Consider the following 17635-nt stretch of genomic DNA (forward strand, 5'->3'; position numbering starts at 1 on the left):
GTGTATGATGTTCTAAGTATTATAAATAACACAAAAGAAGAAAAAAGACTAAATGATATTATAAAAGGAAGATCACTAGCAACAATACCATTTGGGGGAAGATACAGATTAGTGGATTTTCACTTATCAAATATGGTTAATTCAGGAATACAAAATGTGGGTATATTAGTCAGAAAGAACTATAGATCACTATTAGGACATGTTCGCTCACCTAAAGAGTGGGACTTAGATAGAAAAAAAGATGGAATTTTTATACTTCCACCAGATAATGAAAATCAAGAATGGGTTAATCTAAAAGGAGATTTAGAGGTATTACAAGGAAATATGGATTATTTAATAAGAAGTAAACAGCAATACGTTCTTATAACGGGAGCTAATATAATATGCAATATAGACTATAGTAAAGCTGTAGAATTTCATAGAGAAAATAACAATGATATAACAGTTATATATAAGAAATTAGATGGAGACATAAATGATATATCTAGTTATACTCAAATTAAAATAGATAAAGATGAAAAGATAATGGATATGGAAGTAAACACTAATAAGATAAGTGGAGGAAATGTCTCATTAGAAATGTATATAATGAGCAAAGATTTGCTTATAGACATAGTATATGGATGCACAGGAAGAGGAGAGCATGATTTAGTTAAAGACGGTATAGTAAAGAATCTAAATAAATTAAAAGTTTATGGATATAGATTTGATGGATACTCCGCTAATATTAACTCAATACAAAGTTACTATCATCACAGCATGGAATTATTAGATGTTGGGATATGGAAAGAGCTTTTCTATAAGTCTGGATTAATATATACAAAGATGAAGGACTTAGCGCCAGCTAAATATGGAAAGTACTCCAATGTACATAATACTGTAGTGGCAAATGGATGTGTAATAGATGGAGAGGTGTCTAACAGTATAATGTTTAGAGAAGTAAAAATAGAAAAGGGTGGATCAATTAAGAACAGTATAATAATGCAAGGATGCAAAATAGAAGAAGGTGTTGTTTTAGAGAATGTAATAGTAGATAAAGATTGTTATATAAGTAAAAATCAAAAAATCATTGGATGCTTAAATTATCCAATAGTGGTAGGAAAGAAAACTACAATATAAATACTAATATGAAAAGAGGAGTGTATGATAATTGAAAGTTCTAATCGTTGCATCAGAATCCGTCCCCTTTATTAAGACAGGAGGGCTAGCAGATGTTATTGGATCACTACCTAAAGCACTTAAAGATAAGAATATAGATGTTAGGGTAATGCTACCTTTGTATAAGGATATAATTTTTAAATATGGGGAAAAATTAAAATACAAAACTAATAAAAATGTACAACTTTCATGGAGAAGTCAATATTGTGGAATATTTGAGATGGAATATGATGGTGTTATATTCTACTTTATAGATAATGAATACTATTTCAAAAGAGATGGTGTATATGGATATTATGATGATGCTGAAAGGTTTGCATTCTATAGCAAGGCAGTTTTAGATGTATTACCTATATTAGACTTTAAACCAGATATATTACACTGTCATGATTGGCATACTGGGCTTGTAAGTGTGTTCTTAAAAACTCATTATATGCATAATGACTTTTATAAAAATATGAAAACACTTTTTACTATACACAACTTACACTATCAAGGAGTGTTTTCAAAAGATATACTAAGGGATATTTTAGACTTGGGAGAAGAGAACTTTACAATAGAAACACTAGAATATAGTGGAGCAGTTAACTGTATGAAAGGCGGAATAGTATTTTCTGACTTAATAAGTACTGTTAGTAAAACTTATGCTAAAGAAATAACTTACCCTTACTTTGGAGAAGGACTAGATGGAATACTAAGAAAGCGTGAAGGAGACTTAAGGGGAATAGTTAATGGTATAGACGAGAAGCTATACGATCCTCAGAATGATCCATATATCTACCATAATTATAATCTTGAAACAATAGAGAATAAAGTCAAAAACAAGTTGAAACTTCAAGAGGAACTATCTCTTAATTTAAATGAAAACACACCGATTATTAGCATAGTGTCTAGACTAGTTGACATAAAGGGAATGGATTTAGTCATACATGTTATAGAGGAGATAATGAATACACTAGATGTACAGATAGTTATATTAGGGACAGGGGATAAAGTCTATGAAGATACTTTTAAATATATGGAGTATAAATATAGTGGCAGGATATCAGCAAACATAATGTTTAATAATGAACTTGCAAATAAGGTATATGCATCATCTGACATGCTTTTGATGCCTTCAAGACTTGAACCTTGTGGGCTAAGTCAACTTATAGCCTTAAGATATGGGACTATACCTATTGTAAGAGAAACAGGTGGACTTAATGATACAGTAAAGTTTTTTAATAAAGCTACAGGAGAAGGGAACGGTTTTACGTTTAAAAACTTTAATGCTCATGATATGTTATTTACTATAAAGAAAGCTATAGATACTTATAGAAACGAAGATATGTGGAATAAGATAATAAGTAATGCTATGAAAGAGGATTATAGTTGGGATAATTCAGCACTTGAATATATAGAGCTATACAACAAATTAGCTGTAAAATAAGGAGTGTGTTTAATGTTAAGAAGTAAAGAGAAGTTTAAAGAAATATTCGTAGATAGGATAGAAACAATATATGGAATATCTTTAGAGGAGTCGTCAGATTTAGAACAATACACTGCACTATCAAGCATGATAAAAGACTATATTCACAGAAACTGGGTTCAAACACATAAGAGATATAATGATGCTAAAGCTAAGCAAGTATATTATCTTTCTATAGAGTTTTTGCCAGGAAAACAGCTAGGAACTAATCTACTAAATTTAGGGCTTACAGATATATGTAAAGAAGCATTATCAGACTTAAATATAAGCTTAGAAGAGCTTGAAAGTATAGAAAATGATCCTGGTATAGGGAATGGTGGACTTGGAAGACTTGGATCTTGTTTCCTAGAGTCAATGGCATCATCTAATCTACCAGGACATGGATGTACTATTAGATATGAGCATGGTCTTTTTAGACAAAAGATAATTGGAGAAGATCAAGTTGAAGTAATAGACGATTGGATTGAGAATGGCAATGTATGGGAAGTAAGAAAACCTAACAGAGCTGTAGAAGTGAAATTTGGTGGAAATGTAAAAATGGATAATGTGGATGGAAGAACGGTATTTATACATGAAAATTATGATACTGTTTTAGCAGTGCCTCATGATATGCCAGTTATAGGATACAACAACAATACTGTAAATACACTAAGGTTATTTAGTGCAGAAGTAAAAGAAGAAGTAGACTATACACTTTTAAGCGGAGATGAAACAAGAAAGTCACTAGAATATGAAGTAGCAGTAAAGAAAATATCAGAGTCTCTATATCCTAATGATGAAAGTCACGAGGGGAAAGTTCTTAGACTTAAACAACAGTATTTTTTAGTATCTGCAGGACTACAAACTATAATTAAAAGATATAGAAGAAAAGGTGGAGCAATAAGAAATTTCTATAAAGATATAGCAATTCATATAAATGATACACATCCATCTTTAGCTATTCCAGAACTTATGAGAATATTCCTGGATGAATACAAATTAGGTTGGGATGAAGCTTGGGGAATTGTGACTAAAACTATATCTTATACTAATCACACTATAATGCCAGAAGCGTTAGAAAAGTGGAGTATAGATATGTTCAAAGGATTACTTCCTAGAATATATATGATAGTAGAAGAAATAAATAGAAGATTTAACTTAGAACTTGAAAGAAAGTATGGGCAAGATGAAAACAAGAAAAGAGAAATGTCAATATTGTATCATGGGCAAGTACATATGGCTAATCTTGCAATAATCGGCAGTCATAGCGTAAATGGGGTTGCTAAGGTTCATACAGAGATACTAAAAAATCAAGTTATGAAGAATTTCTATGAGTTTTATCCTGAAAAGTTCAATAATAAAACAAACGGAATAACACATAGAACTTGGCTGTTAAAAGCTAATCCAAGTTTATCTAAATTAATTACAAGTGCAATAGGGGATACTTGGATAACTAAACCATCTCACCTTACGGATCTTTTAAGGTTTAAAGAAGATAACTCTTTTAAAGAACAAGTAATGAAGAGTAAAAAAGAAAATAAAGAGTTATTACAAAAGATAATAGAAGATAAGCATGGAATAAGTATAGATACTAATTCTATAATCGATGTTCAAGTAAAGCGAATACATGAATATAAGAGACAGCTATTAAATGTACTTCACATACTAGATCTTTACTATAGATTAAAAGATAATCCTAAGTTAGATATATATCCTCGTACATTTATATTTGGAGGTAAAGCTGCACCTGGTTACTTTATGGCTAAGAGAGTTATAAACCTTATAAATTCAGTAGGTAAGATAGTAAATAATGATAAAAGCTTAAATGATAAAATAAAAGTTATATATTTAGAGGGATATAGAGCATCTCTTGCTGAGAGAATATTTCCAGCCACTGATGTTAGTGAACAAATATCTACAGCCAGTAAAGAAGCATCAGGTACTGGAAATATGAAGTTTATGCTAAATGGTGCACTTACTATAGGAACGTTAGATGGAGCTAATATTGAAATAAGAAATGCAGTAGGAGATGAAAATTTCTTCAAATTTGGTTTAACTGTACAAGAGGTTCTGAAGTATTATGCAGATGGAGGATATAACTCTAGAGAGATATATGATAGAAACTTTAGAATAAAGAGAATATTAAACAGCTTAGTAGACGGAAGTATATTTGGAACGAAAGACAGATTTAGATGTATATATGATTCACTACTATATCATAATGACCAATACTTTGTGCTTAAGGACTTTGAAGAGTATGTAAGAACTCAGAATAAAGTAGAACAAAAATTTAAGGATAAAAACAGTTGGGCGGAATCTTGTATAGTCAATATAGCTAATGCAGGTATATTCTCTAGTGATAGAACTATTAAAGAATATGCTGAAGAGATTTGGAATATAGAAGAGGTACTAAAATAATGTTAGACATATTTCATAATTCTCACGACTTATTCTACAGAAGTCCATTTGGAGCGGTGGAATGTGGAAGTAGTATAAATATAAAAATAAAGATAAATAAAACATACAATATAGAAGAATTAAACTTGAATATATCAAATGATGGTGGAGACAAAACTGAAGTAGGTATGAAGTTAGAAACTACTGAAGGCGGCTTTAATATATACGCATGTGATATAAATATAAGAGAGATAACAGGATTACTGTGGTATTACTTTTCCATAAAAAGAGACGGAAACACTTATTATTATGGAAACAATAAAAACTCATTAGGGGGAATAGGAGCAATATACAGCTCTATTCCTCCTTCTTATCAAATAACAGTATATAAAAAACAAAATAGTACACCTAACTGGTTTAAAGATGGGGTAATATATCAAATATTTCCGGACAGATTCTATAACGGAAATGAGGACGGAAAACTATTGAAACCATCTAGAGATATGATAGTACGTTCAGACTGGAACGATACTCCATCGTATATTAGAGATAATGAAGGCAGGGTAACATATTTTGACTACTTTGGAGGCAATTTATTAGGGATAATAAAAAAGTTGGATTACTTAAAAGAGCTAGGTGTAAACATAATTTATTTAAATCCTATATTTGATGCAGCTAGTAATCATAAATACGACACAGGGGACTATAAAAAAATTGATCAGATGTTTGGAGATGAAGAAACATTTATTGAACTTTGTAAAACGGCAGAAGAAAAAGGAATAAGTATAATACTAGACGGTGTATTTAGCCATACAGGTAGTGACAGTATCTATTTTAATAAAGAAAACAGATATAATTCACTAGGCGCTTACCAATCTAAAGAATCGGAATATTATAGTTGGTACAGATTCGAGGAATATCCTAACAAGTATGAATCTTGGTGGGGAGTAGATGTACTTCCAAATGTAAATGAATTAGATATAGGATACCAGAATTATATAATAAACAATGATGACAGTGTTTTAAATAAGTGGATGAATTGTGGAATTAAAGGGTGGAGGCTAGATGTAGCAGATGAACTTCCAGCAGAATTCATAAAGAATTTTAAAGGAAAGCTAAGGGAGATAAATGATGAATCTATTTTAATAGGAGAGGTCTGGGAAGATGCATCAAATAAAATCAGTTATGGAGAAAGACGGGAATATCTACTTGGTGATGAACTAGATTCTGTTATGAATTATCCATTTAGAGACATATTTATTAACTTTATAATGGGTAATATAGACTCATATGATGTTCACTCTAAAATAATGAGTATTTATGAAAACTATCCGATTCACCACTTCTATTCTATGATGAATTTAGTAGGAACTCATGACTCACCTCGCATATTAACTATATTAGGAGAATCACCTAATGAACATGATATTTCACAAGAAGAAAAGGAACGATTTAAATTAAACACGGAAAATAGAAAGTTAGCCATATCGAGACTAAAGTTAATAACATTAGTTCAGATGACATTTCCAGGAGTTCCGTCAATATATTATGGAGATGAAGCTGGGGTAGAAGGTTACACAGATCCATTAAATAGAAGAACTTATCCATGGGGAAATGAGGATAAAGAGATATTAGATTGGTATAAGAGAATAACATCCCTTAGAAACAATAACGATATATTTAAAACTGGAAGTTTTAAATCGTTAAATCTGAACAAAGATGTGTATGGATATATAAGAGAGATAAAAAACTCTACAGATACCTTTGAACAGAAAAAAGAAGATAATCTAAGCATAATACTTATAAATAGAAGTAAAGAAGAAGTAGAAGTAAATATAGATGTAAGGGATTATAAGATAGAAAATATGAATAGTATTCTAGACGATAAAAATATAAGAACTATATCTGAAAATATATGTGTGAATGTTCCGCCTCTAGAAAGTATTATTCTACTCAAAGTATAAAGAATAAGAAATATAGTTTAGGAAATTAAATAGTAGCTATAGTATTTTATGCAGCACTCTTATGGAAACATATAATATGGATTACTTTATATATAATTATTAATTTTATAGTAATTTATATATGAAATATAATCTGATTATAGAGGGATATATATAATTACGAAAGTAGTAAAAGTAAAAATTAATGAAGTTAAAAGAGCAGTTAGAAATTCTGAGGGGCAAGCTATATGAACAGATGTAAAGTACACAATAGTTAGAAATTGATAACTTAAGGGTTTTTCTTTATATTCTCTTAAAAAAGAAAAGACCTAAAAACAAATGGTCTTTTCTTTTTAAATATTCGCTTGCTAACTCTTATCATCTTTAAAATCTTCATGTATAAAGTCAATTACCTTTATACCATGAACATCTTGTTGTATAGTAACTGTTTCTATTCCATATGGAGGATTGTGAGCCCCTTGAAAAGTTTTAACTTGAACTATTATTTTAAAGTAATATAACCCTTGTTCTAATCTTTCTAAAGACAAGACTTTTGCATCCCATAAGTCAAAACTCTTGCTATATCCATAGTATTCAGTAATAGAGTCCGCTATATATGATGAAAGAAAAGTTAGTAGGAAGTCTTTATAAAGATTCTCTTTAGATTCATCACTAAGACTGCTAGAGCTAAAGCTAAAGGAACTAAAAACAATGACTATACAAAGGGTTATTAAGAGAACTTTACTGGATTTGTTGATCATATAAACAAACTCCTTTCTCTACTTAGGATATGTATTAGTTATAGAATTTATTTTGAAATTATTTTTATTTGAAATAAATAGGAGGCAAAGCTTCCTCAGTTGGTTCATAATATTATTAAATTACGTATTAAACTATAATCATAAAGTAATTAAACTATTGACTACAATTATGGATTGAGTAAAGTAAATATGTATGGTGTATCATGCATTAGATACAAAAAGGAGTGACCTAAATGACAAGAGCTATCTTTTTAGATAGGGATGGCGTTATAAACGATAATACTAAGCATGTGAATAAACCGGAAGATCTTATTATATATGAGGAAGCCAAAAAAGGTATGAAAAAGCTTTATGATAAAGGCTATGAATTATTTATAGTCACAAATCAAGGTGGAATAGAAATGGGGCACTTAATAGAAAGTGATCTAGATAAGATACATGCAAAGTTGGAAAAAGAGCTAGAGGACTACTGCAAGATAAGAGAGATAAAGTATTGTCCAGACTTCAACAAAAAATCATATTGTAGAAAGCCGAATCCAGGTATGCTTTTGGAATTAAAAGATAAGTATAAGATCGATATGAAAAATAGTTGGATGGTAGGAGACTTACAAACTGATATCGATGCAGGAATAAATGCAGGATGTAATACAGCTAAAATTGGAAAAAAGAGTCCAAATGCAGATATAGTAGGACAAAATTTAGACGAAGTAGCTGAAAAGATAATAAATCTAATTTAAAACAAAAACCCGAACATTAAATAAGAAATATTCTTATAAAGTTCGGGTTTATATGAATTTTTATAAAAAAAGTACTAAAAAGATTCGGTAATACTATTGACCTCATACTCTTATTTTAGTAATATTAATATATACTGTTTGAATACGGAGGGGAAGAGATGTCAATGTATGATGCAATAATAGTAGGAGCTGGTCCATCAGGTATATTCACAGCTTATGAACTAATTAAGAATAATAAAGACTTAAAAGTCTTAATGATAGAAAAAGGAAGAAGTATAGAAAAAAGAATTTGTCCTAAAAGAAAATTAGGCAGATGTGTAGAATGTAAACCATGCTCTATTACTACAGGTTTTGCAGGTGCAGGAGCATACTCAGATGGTAAATTATCACTTTCACCAGACGTTGGAGGTACGTTACCGGATATATTAGGATATGATAAAGCTCAAGATTTAATAAATGAAGCAGATAAAATCTATCTAAGCTTTGAAGCTGACTCAAACGTATATGGGTTAGATAATCAAGAAAGAATAAATGCTATAAAAAAGAAAGCTATAGAAGCAAGCTTAAAATTGATAGATTGTCCAGTTCGTCACTTAGGAACGGAAGAAGGATATAGAATATACTCAGAACTACAAAAACATTTATTAAACCAAGGAGTAGAGATATTATTCGATACAATGGTAGAAGAATTAATAATCGAAAATGGTGAAATTAAAGGTGTTGTAGCTAAAAGAGGTAAGGAAGAAACAAAAACTTATAATTCTGATAAAGTAGTTGTAGCTATAGGTAGAGAAGGTGCGGGTTGGTTTAGAGAAGTATGTAAATCAAATAAAATCAACGTAAAAGTTGGTACAGTAGATATAGGTGTTAGAGTAGAAGTAAGAGATGAAATAATGAAGGAAATAAACGAAACACTTTATGAAAGTAAACTAGTTTACTATACTCCTACTTTTGATGATAAAGTTAGAGTTTTCTGCTCAAATCCTTCAGGAGAAGTTGCTACAGAGTATTATGATGACGGACTAGCAGTAGTAAATGGACATGCATATAAATCTGACGATATGAAAACTAATAATACAAACTTTGCACTATTAGTTTCAAAAGAATTTACTGAGCCTTTCGAAGAGCCAATAGAATACGGAAAGCATATAGCTAAACTTGGAAACATGCTTTCAGGTGGAAAAATATTAGTTCAAAGATATGGAGACTTTAAAAGAGGAAGAAGAACAACAGAAGAGAGACTTAGAAGAAACAATATACATCACACTTTAAAAGATTCAGTACCAGGAGATCTTTCATTAGTTTTACCATATAGAATAATGAAAGATTTAGAGGAAATGATAGAGGCACTAGATAAAGTAGTGCCAGGAATGGCAAGTGATGAGACATTAATGTATGGTGTAGAAGTTAAATTCTATTCTAGTAAAGTAGTAGTAGATGATAAATTTGAAACAGAAATAAAAGGATTATATGCTGTAGGAGATGGAGCTGGAATTACAAGAGGACTTCAACAAGCCTCAGCTAACGGACTACAAGTTGCAAGAAATATATTAGGAAAATAATCATATAAATATATAGAAGACCTATTTTCAAAGAAGTATTGAAAGTAGGTCTTTTTTGTATAGAAAAACTAAATAAGTCAACAATCATATCATAAGTGCATAGAACATACTATCCTAGTATATGGAGGTATAAAGATATGAAAATAAAAAGTAAGGTAAATAAATTATACAAAGAGTACGTAAAAGGAAATAGCAATAACATACTACTAGTGGTATGTATATCAGGATTTATATTTGGTTTTTTTCTAGGATATTTACTAGTTGAAAGCGACAATATGGAACAATTACAAGCTCTAGAAGCTTCAAGTGAAAAAGATGTTAAGCAGGATCCTATAGTTAAAATAGCAAAGGAAGCATCTCCATCAATAGTAGTAGTAAAAAATAAGGCTTATATTCAGAAACAAGGTCAAAAAATATTAACAGATAGAGGAATTGGATCTGGAGTAGTTTATAAAAAAGATGGATATATAATAACAAATCAACATGTTGTAAGGGGAGCTTCAGCAATATCTATAGTTCTAGATAACGGAGAAGAATATGAAGGACGTATTATAGGAGAAGATGCTAAAACGGATCTAGCAGTTATAAAAATAGATAAAAATGACCTTAAAAGAGGTAACTTTGGTAATTCTGATGACTTAAAAGTAGGAGAAAGAGCCATAGCCATAGGAAGTCCTATTGGCCAAGAGTTTTCTGGCTCTGTAACATCAGGAATAATAAGTGCCACTAATAGAAGTATAAATATAGGTAATAGGAAAGTAAACTTAATACAAACTGATGCAGCTATAAATCCTGGTAATAGTGGTGGAGCACTCATCAATGAAAATGGAGAAATCGTAGGTATAAATAGTTTAAAAATAGCATCATCACAGATTGAAGGGATGGCATTTGCCATACCTATAAATACCGTAACACCAATAGTAGATGAACTTATAGTGAACGGCTATATAAAAAGACCATGGCTAGGACTAGGACTTAAAAACTCCAAAAGTCCAGAAGGAGTATACATAGGAGGTATATCTAAAAATGGACCAGCAGACAAAAGTAATTTAGCCGTGGGCGATATAATAGTAAAAATAAATACTAATAGAGTTAGAAGTACAGTAGAACTATCTTCTATTATAGAAAAATACGATCCTAACGATAAAATAAAAGTTACTGTTAAAAGAGAGCAAAAAGAAATGCAAATTGATCTTATCCTCGGGGAGACATCTAAATGATCTCCTTTTTAGAGAGTATCCAAATTATTACAAAACCAACAACTATAAACAACGCTGAAAGTATAACTTCATAAACTAAATCCATGACTTCACCTCTTTTACATAATAGTTATATTAATTATTAAATAGGGATATTTAGATACTAACTTCCTTGATAGGAAATTAGATACCAAGTTCTAAAATATAATGAAATCCATACTAAAGATCCTAATTTACTAATACCAACTAAAAGATGTTGGCATTTATATAACTTACAATATGTTAAAACTAATTGCTTACTTATGAATAGTATTTGCAATATAAGATAAAAATATATATGAAATAAAATTGAGAGGTGAGAAAATGAAGTCATTAATTGAAATCACGATACAAACACTTTTAGCTTTTTTCTCGATACTATACATAACTAGAATTTTAGGAAGGCAACAAGTGTCTCAGCTTACGGTTGCTGAATATATAAATGGAATAACATTTGGTTCTATAGCTGCAAACTTAGCTACAGATTTAGAAAATCATACTTGGCAACACTTGTTAGGAGTAATACTTTTCGGAGCACTTACTTATTTTGTAAATAAAGTTGCACTTAAAAAAAGAAGTTTAAGCAAAGTATTTCAAGGAGAACCTGTATTAGTTATTCAGGATGGCCAGATATTAGAAAGAAATTTAAAAAGGTTAGGATATAACGTAGATGACCTTATGGTGTTATTAAGGCAGCAAGACTGCTTCTCTCCTGATGATGTTGAGTTTGGTTTAATAGAGATGAACGGATCATTAAGTATTATAAAAGTAGGAGAGAAAAGGAATGTAACATTAGGTGATTTAAATATAACTCCATCAGATGAAAGTATACCTACAGAATTAATAATAGGTGGACAAATAATATATGAAAATTTAAAACAAAGAAAACTAACTGGAAAGCAGCTTATGAAAGAACTAAACAAATATAAAATAGATAAAGTCTCTGAAGTTATGTATGCAACAGTAGATAGAAGTGGAAAATTTTATGTTGATAAATTTAAAGACAATATAAGACCAGGAAGCGACTTAAGTGAAAATAATAAGGGTATATAGAAGGGTTGACATAATTAAAAAAAGTATCTATAATTTAAGATATTATATAAAGTAAGCTAAAGCTATGATAGGACGAGTAAATTAGATGTAGTCTATAGAGAGGGGTTGCCTGGGCTGGAAGCACCCTAGATGAAGCTGATTGAAAACTACCCTTGAGTTGAGCCCGAAAGGGATATCCGTTGATGACGTTATAATCATTAGAGAAAACTATGTAAAATATATAGTTTTAAATTAGGGTGGTACCGTGTGAATATATAACTCTCACCCCTAGAACTTCTAGGGATGAGAGTTTTTTTATTAAGAAAGGAGAATTTCAATGTCAAAAATAAAAATTACATTGCCAGACGGATCAGTTAGAGAGTTTGACAATGGTGTTAAAGTTATAGATATAGCAAGAGATATAAGTGAAGGACTTTCAAGAGTAGTATTAGGAGCTAAAGTTAATGGAGAGCTTAAAGGTCTTAATGATGAAGTAAATGAAGATAGTGATGTATCTTTATTAAAATTTGAAGATGAAGAAGGAAGAGAAATCTTCAGACATACAAGTGCACATATACTAGCACAAGCGGTAAAAAGACTTTTCCCAGATTCAAAACTTGCAATAGGACCAGCTATAAAAGATGGATTTTATTATGATATAGATACTGAGCATAGATTTACACCAGAAGATTTAGAAGCAATAGAAAAAGAAATGAAAAAGATAGCAAAAGAAGATCTTTTAATAGAAAGATTTGTTCTAGATAGAGAAGAAGCTCTTGAATATTTAAAGGGACTGGGAGGAGAAGACTATAAACTAGAATTAGTACAAGACTTACCAGCAGGAACTGAAATATCATTCTACAAACAAGGTGATTTCACAGACCTTTGTAGAGGGCCACATTTACCAAGTACTAAAAAAGTTAAGTCAGTAAAATTAACTTCAATAGCAGGAGCATATTGGAGAGGCGATGAAAAAAGACCAATGCTTCAAAGAATATATGGAACTTCATTTGAAAAGAATAAAGATCTAGAAGCTTATCTAACAATGCTAGAAGAAGCTAAGAAAAGAGATCATAGAAAACTAGGAAAAGAGCTAGGATTATTCTCAATGCATAATGAGGGACCAGGATTCCCATTCTTCCATCCAAAAGGAATGGTACTTTGGAACACTATACAAAACTTCTGGAAAGCTGAGCATATAAAAAGAGGTTATGGAGAAATAAAAACACCACTTATATTAAATAGAGACTTATGGCTTCAATCAGGACACTGGGATCACTATAAAGAAAATATGTATACTACAGCTATAGATGAAAGTGACTATGCTATTAAGCCTATGAACTGTCCAGGATCTATGCTTGTATACAAATCAGGAATGTATAGCTATAGAGATTTACCACTTAGAATGTGTGAACTAGGTCAAGTACACAGACATGAGCTAGCAGGTGCATTACATGGTCTTATGAGAGTAAGAACATTTACTCAAGACGATGCTCATATATTTATGCTACCAGAACAAGTTAAAGATGAGTTAATAGGAGTAATAGAACTAGCAGACTATATGTATGAGGTATTTGGATTTAAGTATCATGTAGAACTTTCAACTAGACCAGAAAGCTCTATGGGAACTGAAGAACAATGGGAAATAGCAACAGATAACTTAAGAGAAGCTTTAGAAGAAAAAGGAATAAAATATATAATAAATGAAGGCGATGGAGCATTCTACGGACCAAAAATAGACTTCCATCTAGAAGATAGCATAGGACGTACTTGGCAATGTGCAACTATACAATTAGACTTCCAAATGCCAGAAAGATTTGACTTAACATATGCAGGTCAAGACAATGAAAAACACAGACCAGTTATGATTCATAGAACAATACTAGGAAGTATGGAAAGATTTATAGGAGTACTAATAGAGCACTATGCAGGTAAATTCCCTACATGGTTAGCACCAGTTCAAGTAGATATACTACCAATATCAGATAAATTTAATGACTATGCAAACGAAGTGAAAAAACAATTAGAATCTAAAGGAATAAGAGTAGAAATGGATACTAGAGCTGAAAAAATAGGATATAAAATAAGAGAAGCTCAAATAGCAAAAACTCCTTATATGTTAATAATAGGTGAAAAAGAAGTTGAAAATGGAGAAGTTTCTGTAAGAGTTAGAGACGAAGGAGATATAGGATCTATAAAAGTAGATGAATTTGTAGCAAGAGTAGTAAAAGAAATAGAAGAAAAAGCAAGATAGAAAATAATTGGCTGAAGGCACTAGTCTTCAGCCAATATAATATTAGTTTTTAACTTCTTGAATTTATTTATTATACTTTTATTTAAATTAGAATCCGTAACTATGTAGTCAATGTTGTCAAGAGTTACTATGTTTACAGTTATATCTCTATCAAACTTACTACTATCAGCAGCTACAAAAACCTTTTTTGACCTTTCTACAATCATTCTTCTTGTAACTACCTCGTGCATATTAAAATCAGAAATACCATACTATAAGATCTATGAAAAATCTTGCTAGACTCTTAGATAAAATAAATGACTTAATAAAAGAAAGTAAAAAACCAAACAGTAAATTAATATATAAAAGCGAACTTTAAAAAGTTCGCTTTTTGTGTATAATAAAGAATATAATTACAACTTGACATCAGTATATTGAGTGGTAAGATGTGACTAAAGGTAATAAAGTACTAGGGTAGATTAAGAAGTTAAAACAATTATATAAAATTTATTATTTGACTCTTAGATATATAGGAGGTAGGTATATGGGTGAGATCATGACTGTAGAAGAAAAGTTTATTAGGGCTAGAATAGTCCTTTTAAAAGGGGATCCATTTATAGGAAAGTATTTATTACTACTAGATAAGCCTATAGAGTGCGGTGGAGATAATTCTAAAAATGACTATTCTGCATTAGCGAATTTAAAAACAATGGCTACTACTGGTACAAAGCTTTATTATAATAGAGAGTATGTAGATAAATTAAGTTTTAAACAATTTCTATTTGCCATTTTACATCAAATGTTGCACTGTATTGCAATGCATCCTGCTAGAGGTATAGAAAGAAATGATAAGATATGGAATATGGCTAGTGACTTATGGGTTAATGATAGATTAAAAAGGAAGCAATTAGAGTATAAAGAAAGTAGAGATATAGACTATGAGCCATATGATGACGAATTATTTTCAGATAATAACAGAATACCAGATATGTCTGTTGATGATATATATGAGGAACTTATGGATCAATATAAAGAACAAATTGAGAGCAGAAAACAAAGTCAACAAAATAACGCATCTTTTGAAGATGGCTCTGAGCAGAATAATGGAGATAATAGTAGTCAAGGTAAAATGGATGATAGTATAACTCTCAAGTCAGGATCTAAAACCTTCAACTTAGGAGAGTATAATCCAGATATTATCAAGCCTGAAAATGTTGGAGAAAGCTCTGCAGACTTAATAAAAGAAATGAGTGAAATGAGTGCCTCAGCAAATGTACATTCACAATTATCAGGTATAGGAACAGAATTACTCAGTGAACAAGAGATAGGTATGCAAAGAGCGGAGACTAAATGGTATATATACTTTGATAGATTCTTAAAAAAGTTATATAGATATGATACCTCATATAGTACACCTGAGAAGAGTTTACTTTATACTAGAAGGATATATAAAGGACCATCAAAGACTACCTCATATAAACTCAATTCGATAATAATAGCTATGGACTGCTCTGCCTCAGTTTGGTCAGATCAAGATGCTATGGAAAAGTTTTGGTTTCATATAAATAATATTATGAGGAAATATAAAGCAGAAGGAAGAGTATTACTTTGGGATGGAGAAGTTGGAGTTGACTTAGATTTGTCTAAGTTTAAACCTAATGGAGAATATGAGTTACCTAGAGGTGGAACAAGACCAACTAGTGTATATGAATATATATATAAGAATAAAATAAAGTATGAGTTACTTGTTATGCTAACGGATGCATATTTTATAAAGAGAGAACTAGTATCTATAGCAAAAAATGACGATAAGAAAACAATATGGGTTGTATCTGGAAAACATGAAGCTTATAAAAAATTAGGCGATTATGCTAAAAAGGCAAGGGTTTGTAAGCTAGGATAATATTAGGTGGAGGGATAATATGAAGAATACAGGTGTAAAAATTCAATCAACTAACACAGGACTAATGGAAAAAAGTTTAGATTATATTTGGGAATTAAATAAATCTCTTCCTAAAGAAAAGAAAAAAGCTGTATTAATAATAGGAGCACCAGGTATCGGAAAATCTCAAATAGCACAAAGTGTAGCTAAGAAAAAGGGATGTAAATTCATAGACTTCAGACTTTTAACTATGTCTGAGACTGAATTAAAAGGAATACCTTTTCCTAGCGAAGATAATAAAAAAGCAGTATTTTTACATCCGGATATTTTTCCAGATGCAGAGAGAGATGGAGAAGAAGGAATACTACTTTTAGAAGAACTTACATCTGCTAATAGAAATCTTATGTCAACTATGTACCAATTAGTGCTAGACAGAGAACTAGGAACATATAAGTTACCAGATGGATGGCTAGTAGTAGCAACAGGTAATAGAGAAGAGGATTATGGAGAGTTTTATGTTATGCCAGCGCCATTGGCAGATAGATTTCTAATATACGAACTTGCTAATTCAGGATCAGAATTTTTAGATGAATGGGTAGGGTGGGCATATAAAAACAATATTTCGGTAGAAATAATTGCATATGTTCGTAAGTTTCCTAAAAGTTTACATGACTTCGATCCAGATTTATATGAAGAAGGTATGATTATATTTCCTACTCCAAGATCATGGGCAGCTTTATCTGACATAATAGAGTTCGATAAAAAGAGAGGCGGAGAGAAGGAATTAAGTGAAGAAGCTAAGGGTATGGTACTGTCTGCGGTTGGACCAATACATGGTAATCAGTTTATAAATTTCTATCACTGTAGAAATAATCTACCAAACGTAGACGACATATTGAACGGAAGACCATATGCACCAATAACATCAGATCAAGAAAATGAACTAGCATTAACTATAGCTAGCTTAATAGATTTAGCTAAAGATCAGTTTATGGGAGAAACAGTTGGACCAAAAGGTAAAGAATATATGCTAAATATAGTTAAGTTCCTTAACAATGTTGCTGAAAAAATTGGATTAGAATATTTCGTTTTAGGAATACATCAAATAACTTCAATAAATAAGGAACTAATAAACAGACTAATTTTTACTGAAATGGACTTGCCAGAGTTTGATGAGATAATTACAAAATATGCACATCTATTGCATTAAATATAGTCCTACGATACATCAAATAGTAAAGGAGG

At 30.8% G+C, this 17635-nt stretch carries 13 protein-coding genes and 1 other annotated feature; of the genes, 11 read left to right on the forward strand and 2 right to left on the reverse strand.

Annotated elements, in window-relative coordinates:
- From glgD to CURI_RS03030, 4 genes are read left to right on the forward strand one after another with little or no spacing between them, the layout of a single operon-like run.
- Nucleotides 1-1119 carry a glucose-1-phosphate adenylyltransferase subunit GlgD gene (gene glgD / locus CURI_RS03015; protein ID WP_014966809.1) on the forward strand — a complete coding sequence of 373 codons (1119 nt, stop codon included), beginning with the start codon at nt 1-3 and terminating at the stop codon, nt 1117-1119.
- A gap of 31 nt (nt 1120-1150) precedes the next feature.
- Complete coding sequence (gene glgA / locus CURI_RS03020) at nt 1151-2587, forward strand: glycogen synthase GlgA (protein WP_014966810.1); 1437 nt, start codon at nt 1151-1153, stop codon at nt 2585-2587.
- Nucleotides 2588-2599: 12 nt separating this feature from the next.
- Nucleotides 2600-5023: a glycogen/starch/alpha-glucan phosphorylase gene (locus CURI_RS03025; protein WP_014966811.1), complete on the forward strand. Its 2424-nt coding sequence runs from the start codon at nt 2600-2602 to the stop codon at nt 5021-5023.
- On the forward strand, nt 5023-6966 hold the full coding sequence (locus CURI_RS03030; protein WP_014966812.1) for a glycoside hydrolase family 13 protein: 1944 nt from the start codon (nt 5023-5025) through the stop codon (nt 6964-6966). Before CURI_RS03025 ends, CURI_RS03030 begins: the two co-directional genes overlap by 1 nt.
- A gap of 347 nt (nt 6967-7313) precedes the next feature.
- Here the strand turns inward: CURI_RS03030 and CURI_RS14915 are convergent, their stop codons facing one another.
- On the reverse strand, nt 7314-7706 hold the full coding sequence (locus CURI_RS14915; protein WP_014966813.1) for a DUF3888 domain-containing protein: 393 nt from the start codon (nt 7704-7706) through the stop codon (nt 7314-7316).
- Between the two features lie 233 nt (nt 7707-7939).
- On the opposite strand from CURI_RS14915, the gene CURI_RS03040 reads away from it, so the two are divergent.
- The 5 genes from CURI_RS03040 (at nt 7940) to thrS (ending at nt 14529) form a co-directional block, all read left to right on the forward strand.
- Nucleotides 7940-8443 carry a D-glycero-alpha-D-manno-heptose-1,7-bisphosphate 7-phosphatase gene (locus tag CURI_RS03040; protein WP_014966814.1) on the forward strand — a complete coding sequence of 168 codons (504 nt, stop codon included), beginning with the start codon at nt 7940-7942 and terminating at the stop codon, nt 8441-8443.
- Nucleotides 8444-8601: 158 nt separating this feature from the next.
- On the forward strand, nt 8602-10005 hold the full coding sequence (locus CURI_RS03045) for an NAD(P)/FAD-dependent oxidoreductase (RefSeq protein WP_041701459.1): 1404 nt from the start codon (nt 8602-8604) through the stop codon (nt 10003-10005).
- Between the two features lie 137 nt (nt 10006-10142).
- The gene (locus CURI_RS03050) at nt 10143-11225 is read left to right on the forward strand and encodes a S1C family serine protease (RefSeq protein WP_051003958.1); all 1083 of its coding nucleotides are present in this window, start codon (nt 10143-10145) and stop codon (nt 11223-11225) included.
- A gap of 342 nt (nt 11226-11567) precedes the next feature.
- Complete coding sequence (locus tag CURI_RS03055) at nt 11568-12296, forward strand: YetF domain-containing protein (protein ID WP_014966817.1); 729 nt, start codon at nt 11568-11570, stop codon at nt 12294-12296.
- Between the two features lie 55 nt (nt 12297-12351).
- Nucleotides 12352-12568: a binding site (T-box leader), on the forward strand.
- A 44-nt stretch (nt 12569-12612) separates the two neighbouring features.
- Nucleotides 12613-14529: a threonine--tRNA ligase gene (gene thrS, locus CURI_RS03060; protein WP_014966818.1), complete on the forward strand. Its 1917-nt coding sequence runs from the start codon at nt 12613-12615 to the stop codon at nt 14527-14529.
- Between the two features lie 20 nt (nt 14530-14549).
- Here the strand turns inward: thrS and CURI_RS03065 are convergent, their stop codons facing one another.
- Entirely contained in the window at nt 14550-14774 is a 225-nt protein-coding gene (locus CURI_RS03065) for a DeoR/GlpR family DNA-binding transcription regulator (RefSeq protein WP_228370475.1), read from the reverse strand.
- Between the two features lie 278 nt (nt 14775-15052).
- On the opposite strand from CURI_RS03065, the gene CURI_RS03070 reads away from it, so the two are divergent.
- Together CURI_RS03070 and CURI_RS03075 are read left to right on the forward strand one after the other, a co-directional pair.
- The gene (locus CURI_RS03070; RefSeq protein ID WP_014966819.1) at nt 15053-16411 is read left to right on the forward strand and encodes a DUF2201 family putative metallopeptidase; all 1359 of its coding nucleotides are present in this window, start codon (nt 15053-15055) and stop codon (nt 16409-16411) included.
- A 19-nt stretch (nt 16412-16430) separates the two neighbouring features.
- On the forward strand, nt 16431-17600 hold the full coding sequence (locus CURI_RS03075; protein ID WP_014966820.1) for an AAA family ATPase: 1170 nt from the start codon (nt 16431-16433) through the stop codon (nt 17598-17600).
- The last annotated feature ends 35 nt before the right edge of the window (nt 17601-17635 follow it).

The sequence above is a fragment of the Gottschalkia acidurici 9a genome, assembly GCF_000299355.1.
Lineage (GTDB): Bacteria > Bacillota > Clostridia > Tissierellales > Gottschalkiaceae > Gottschalkia > Gottschalkia acidurici.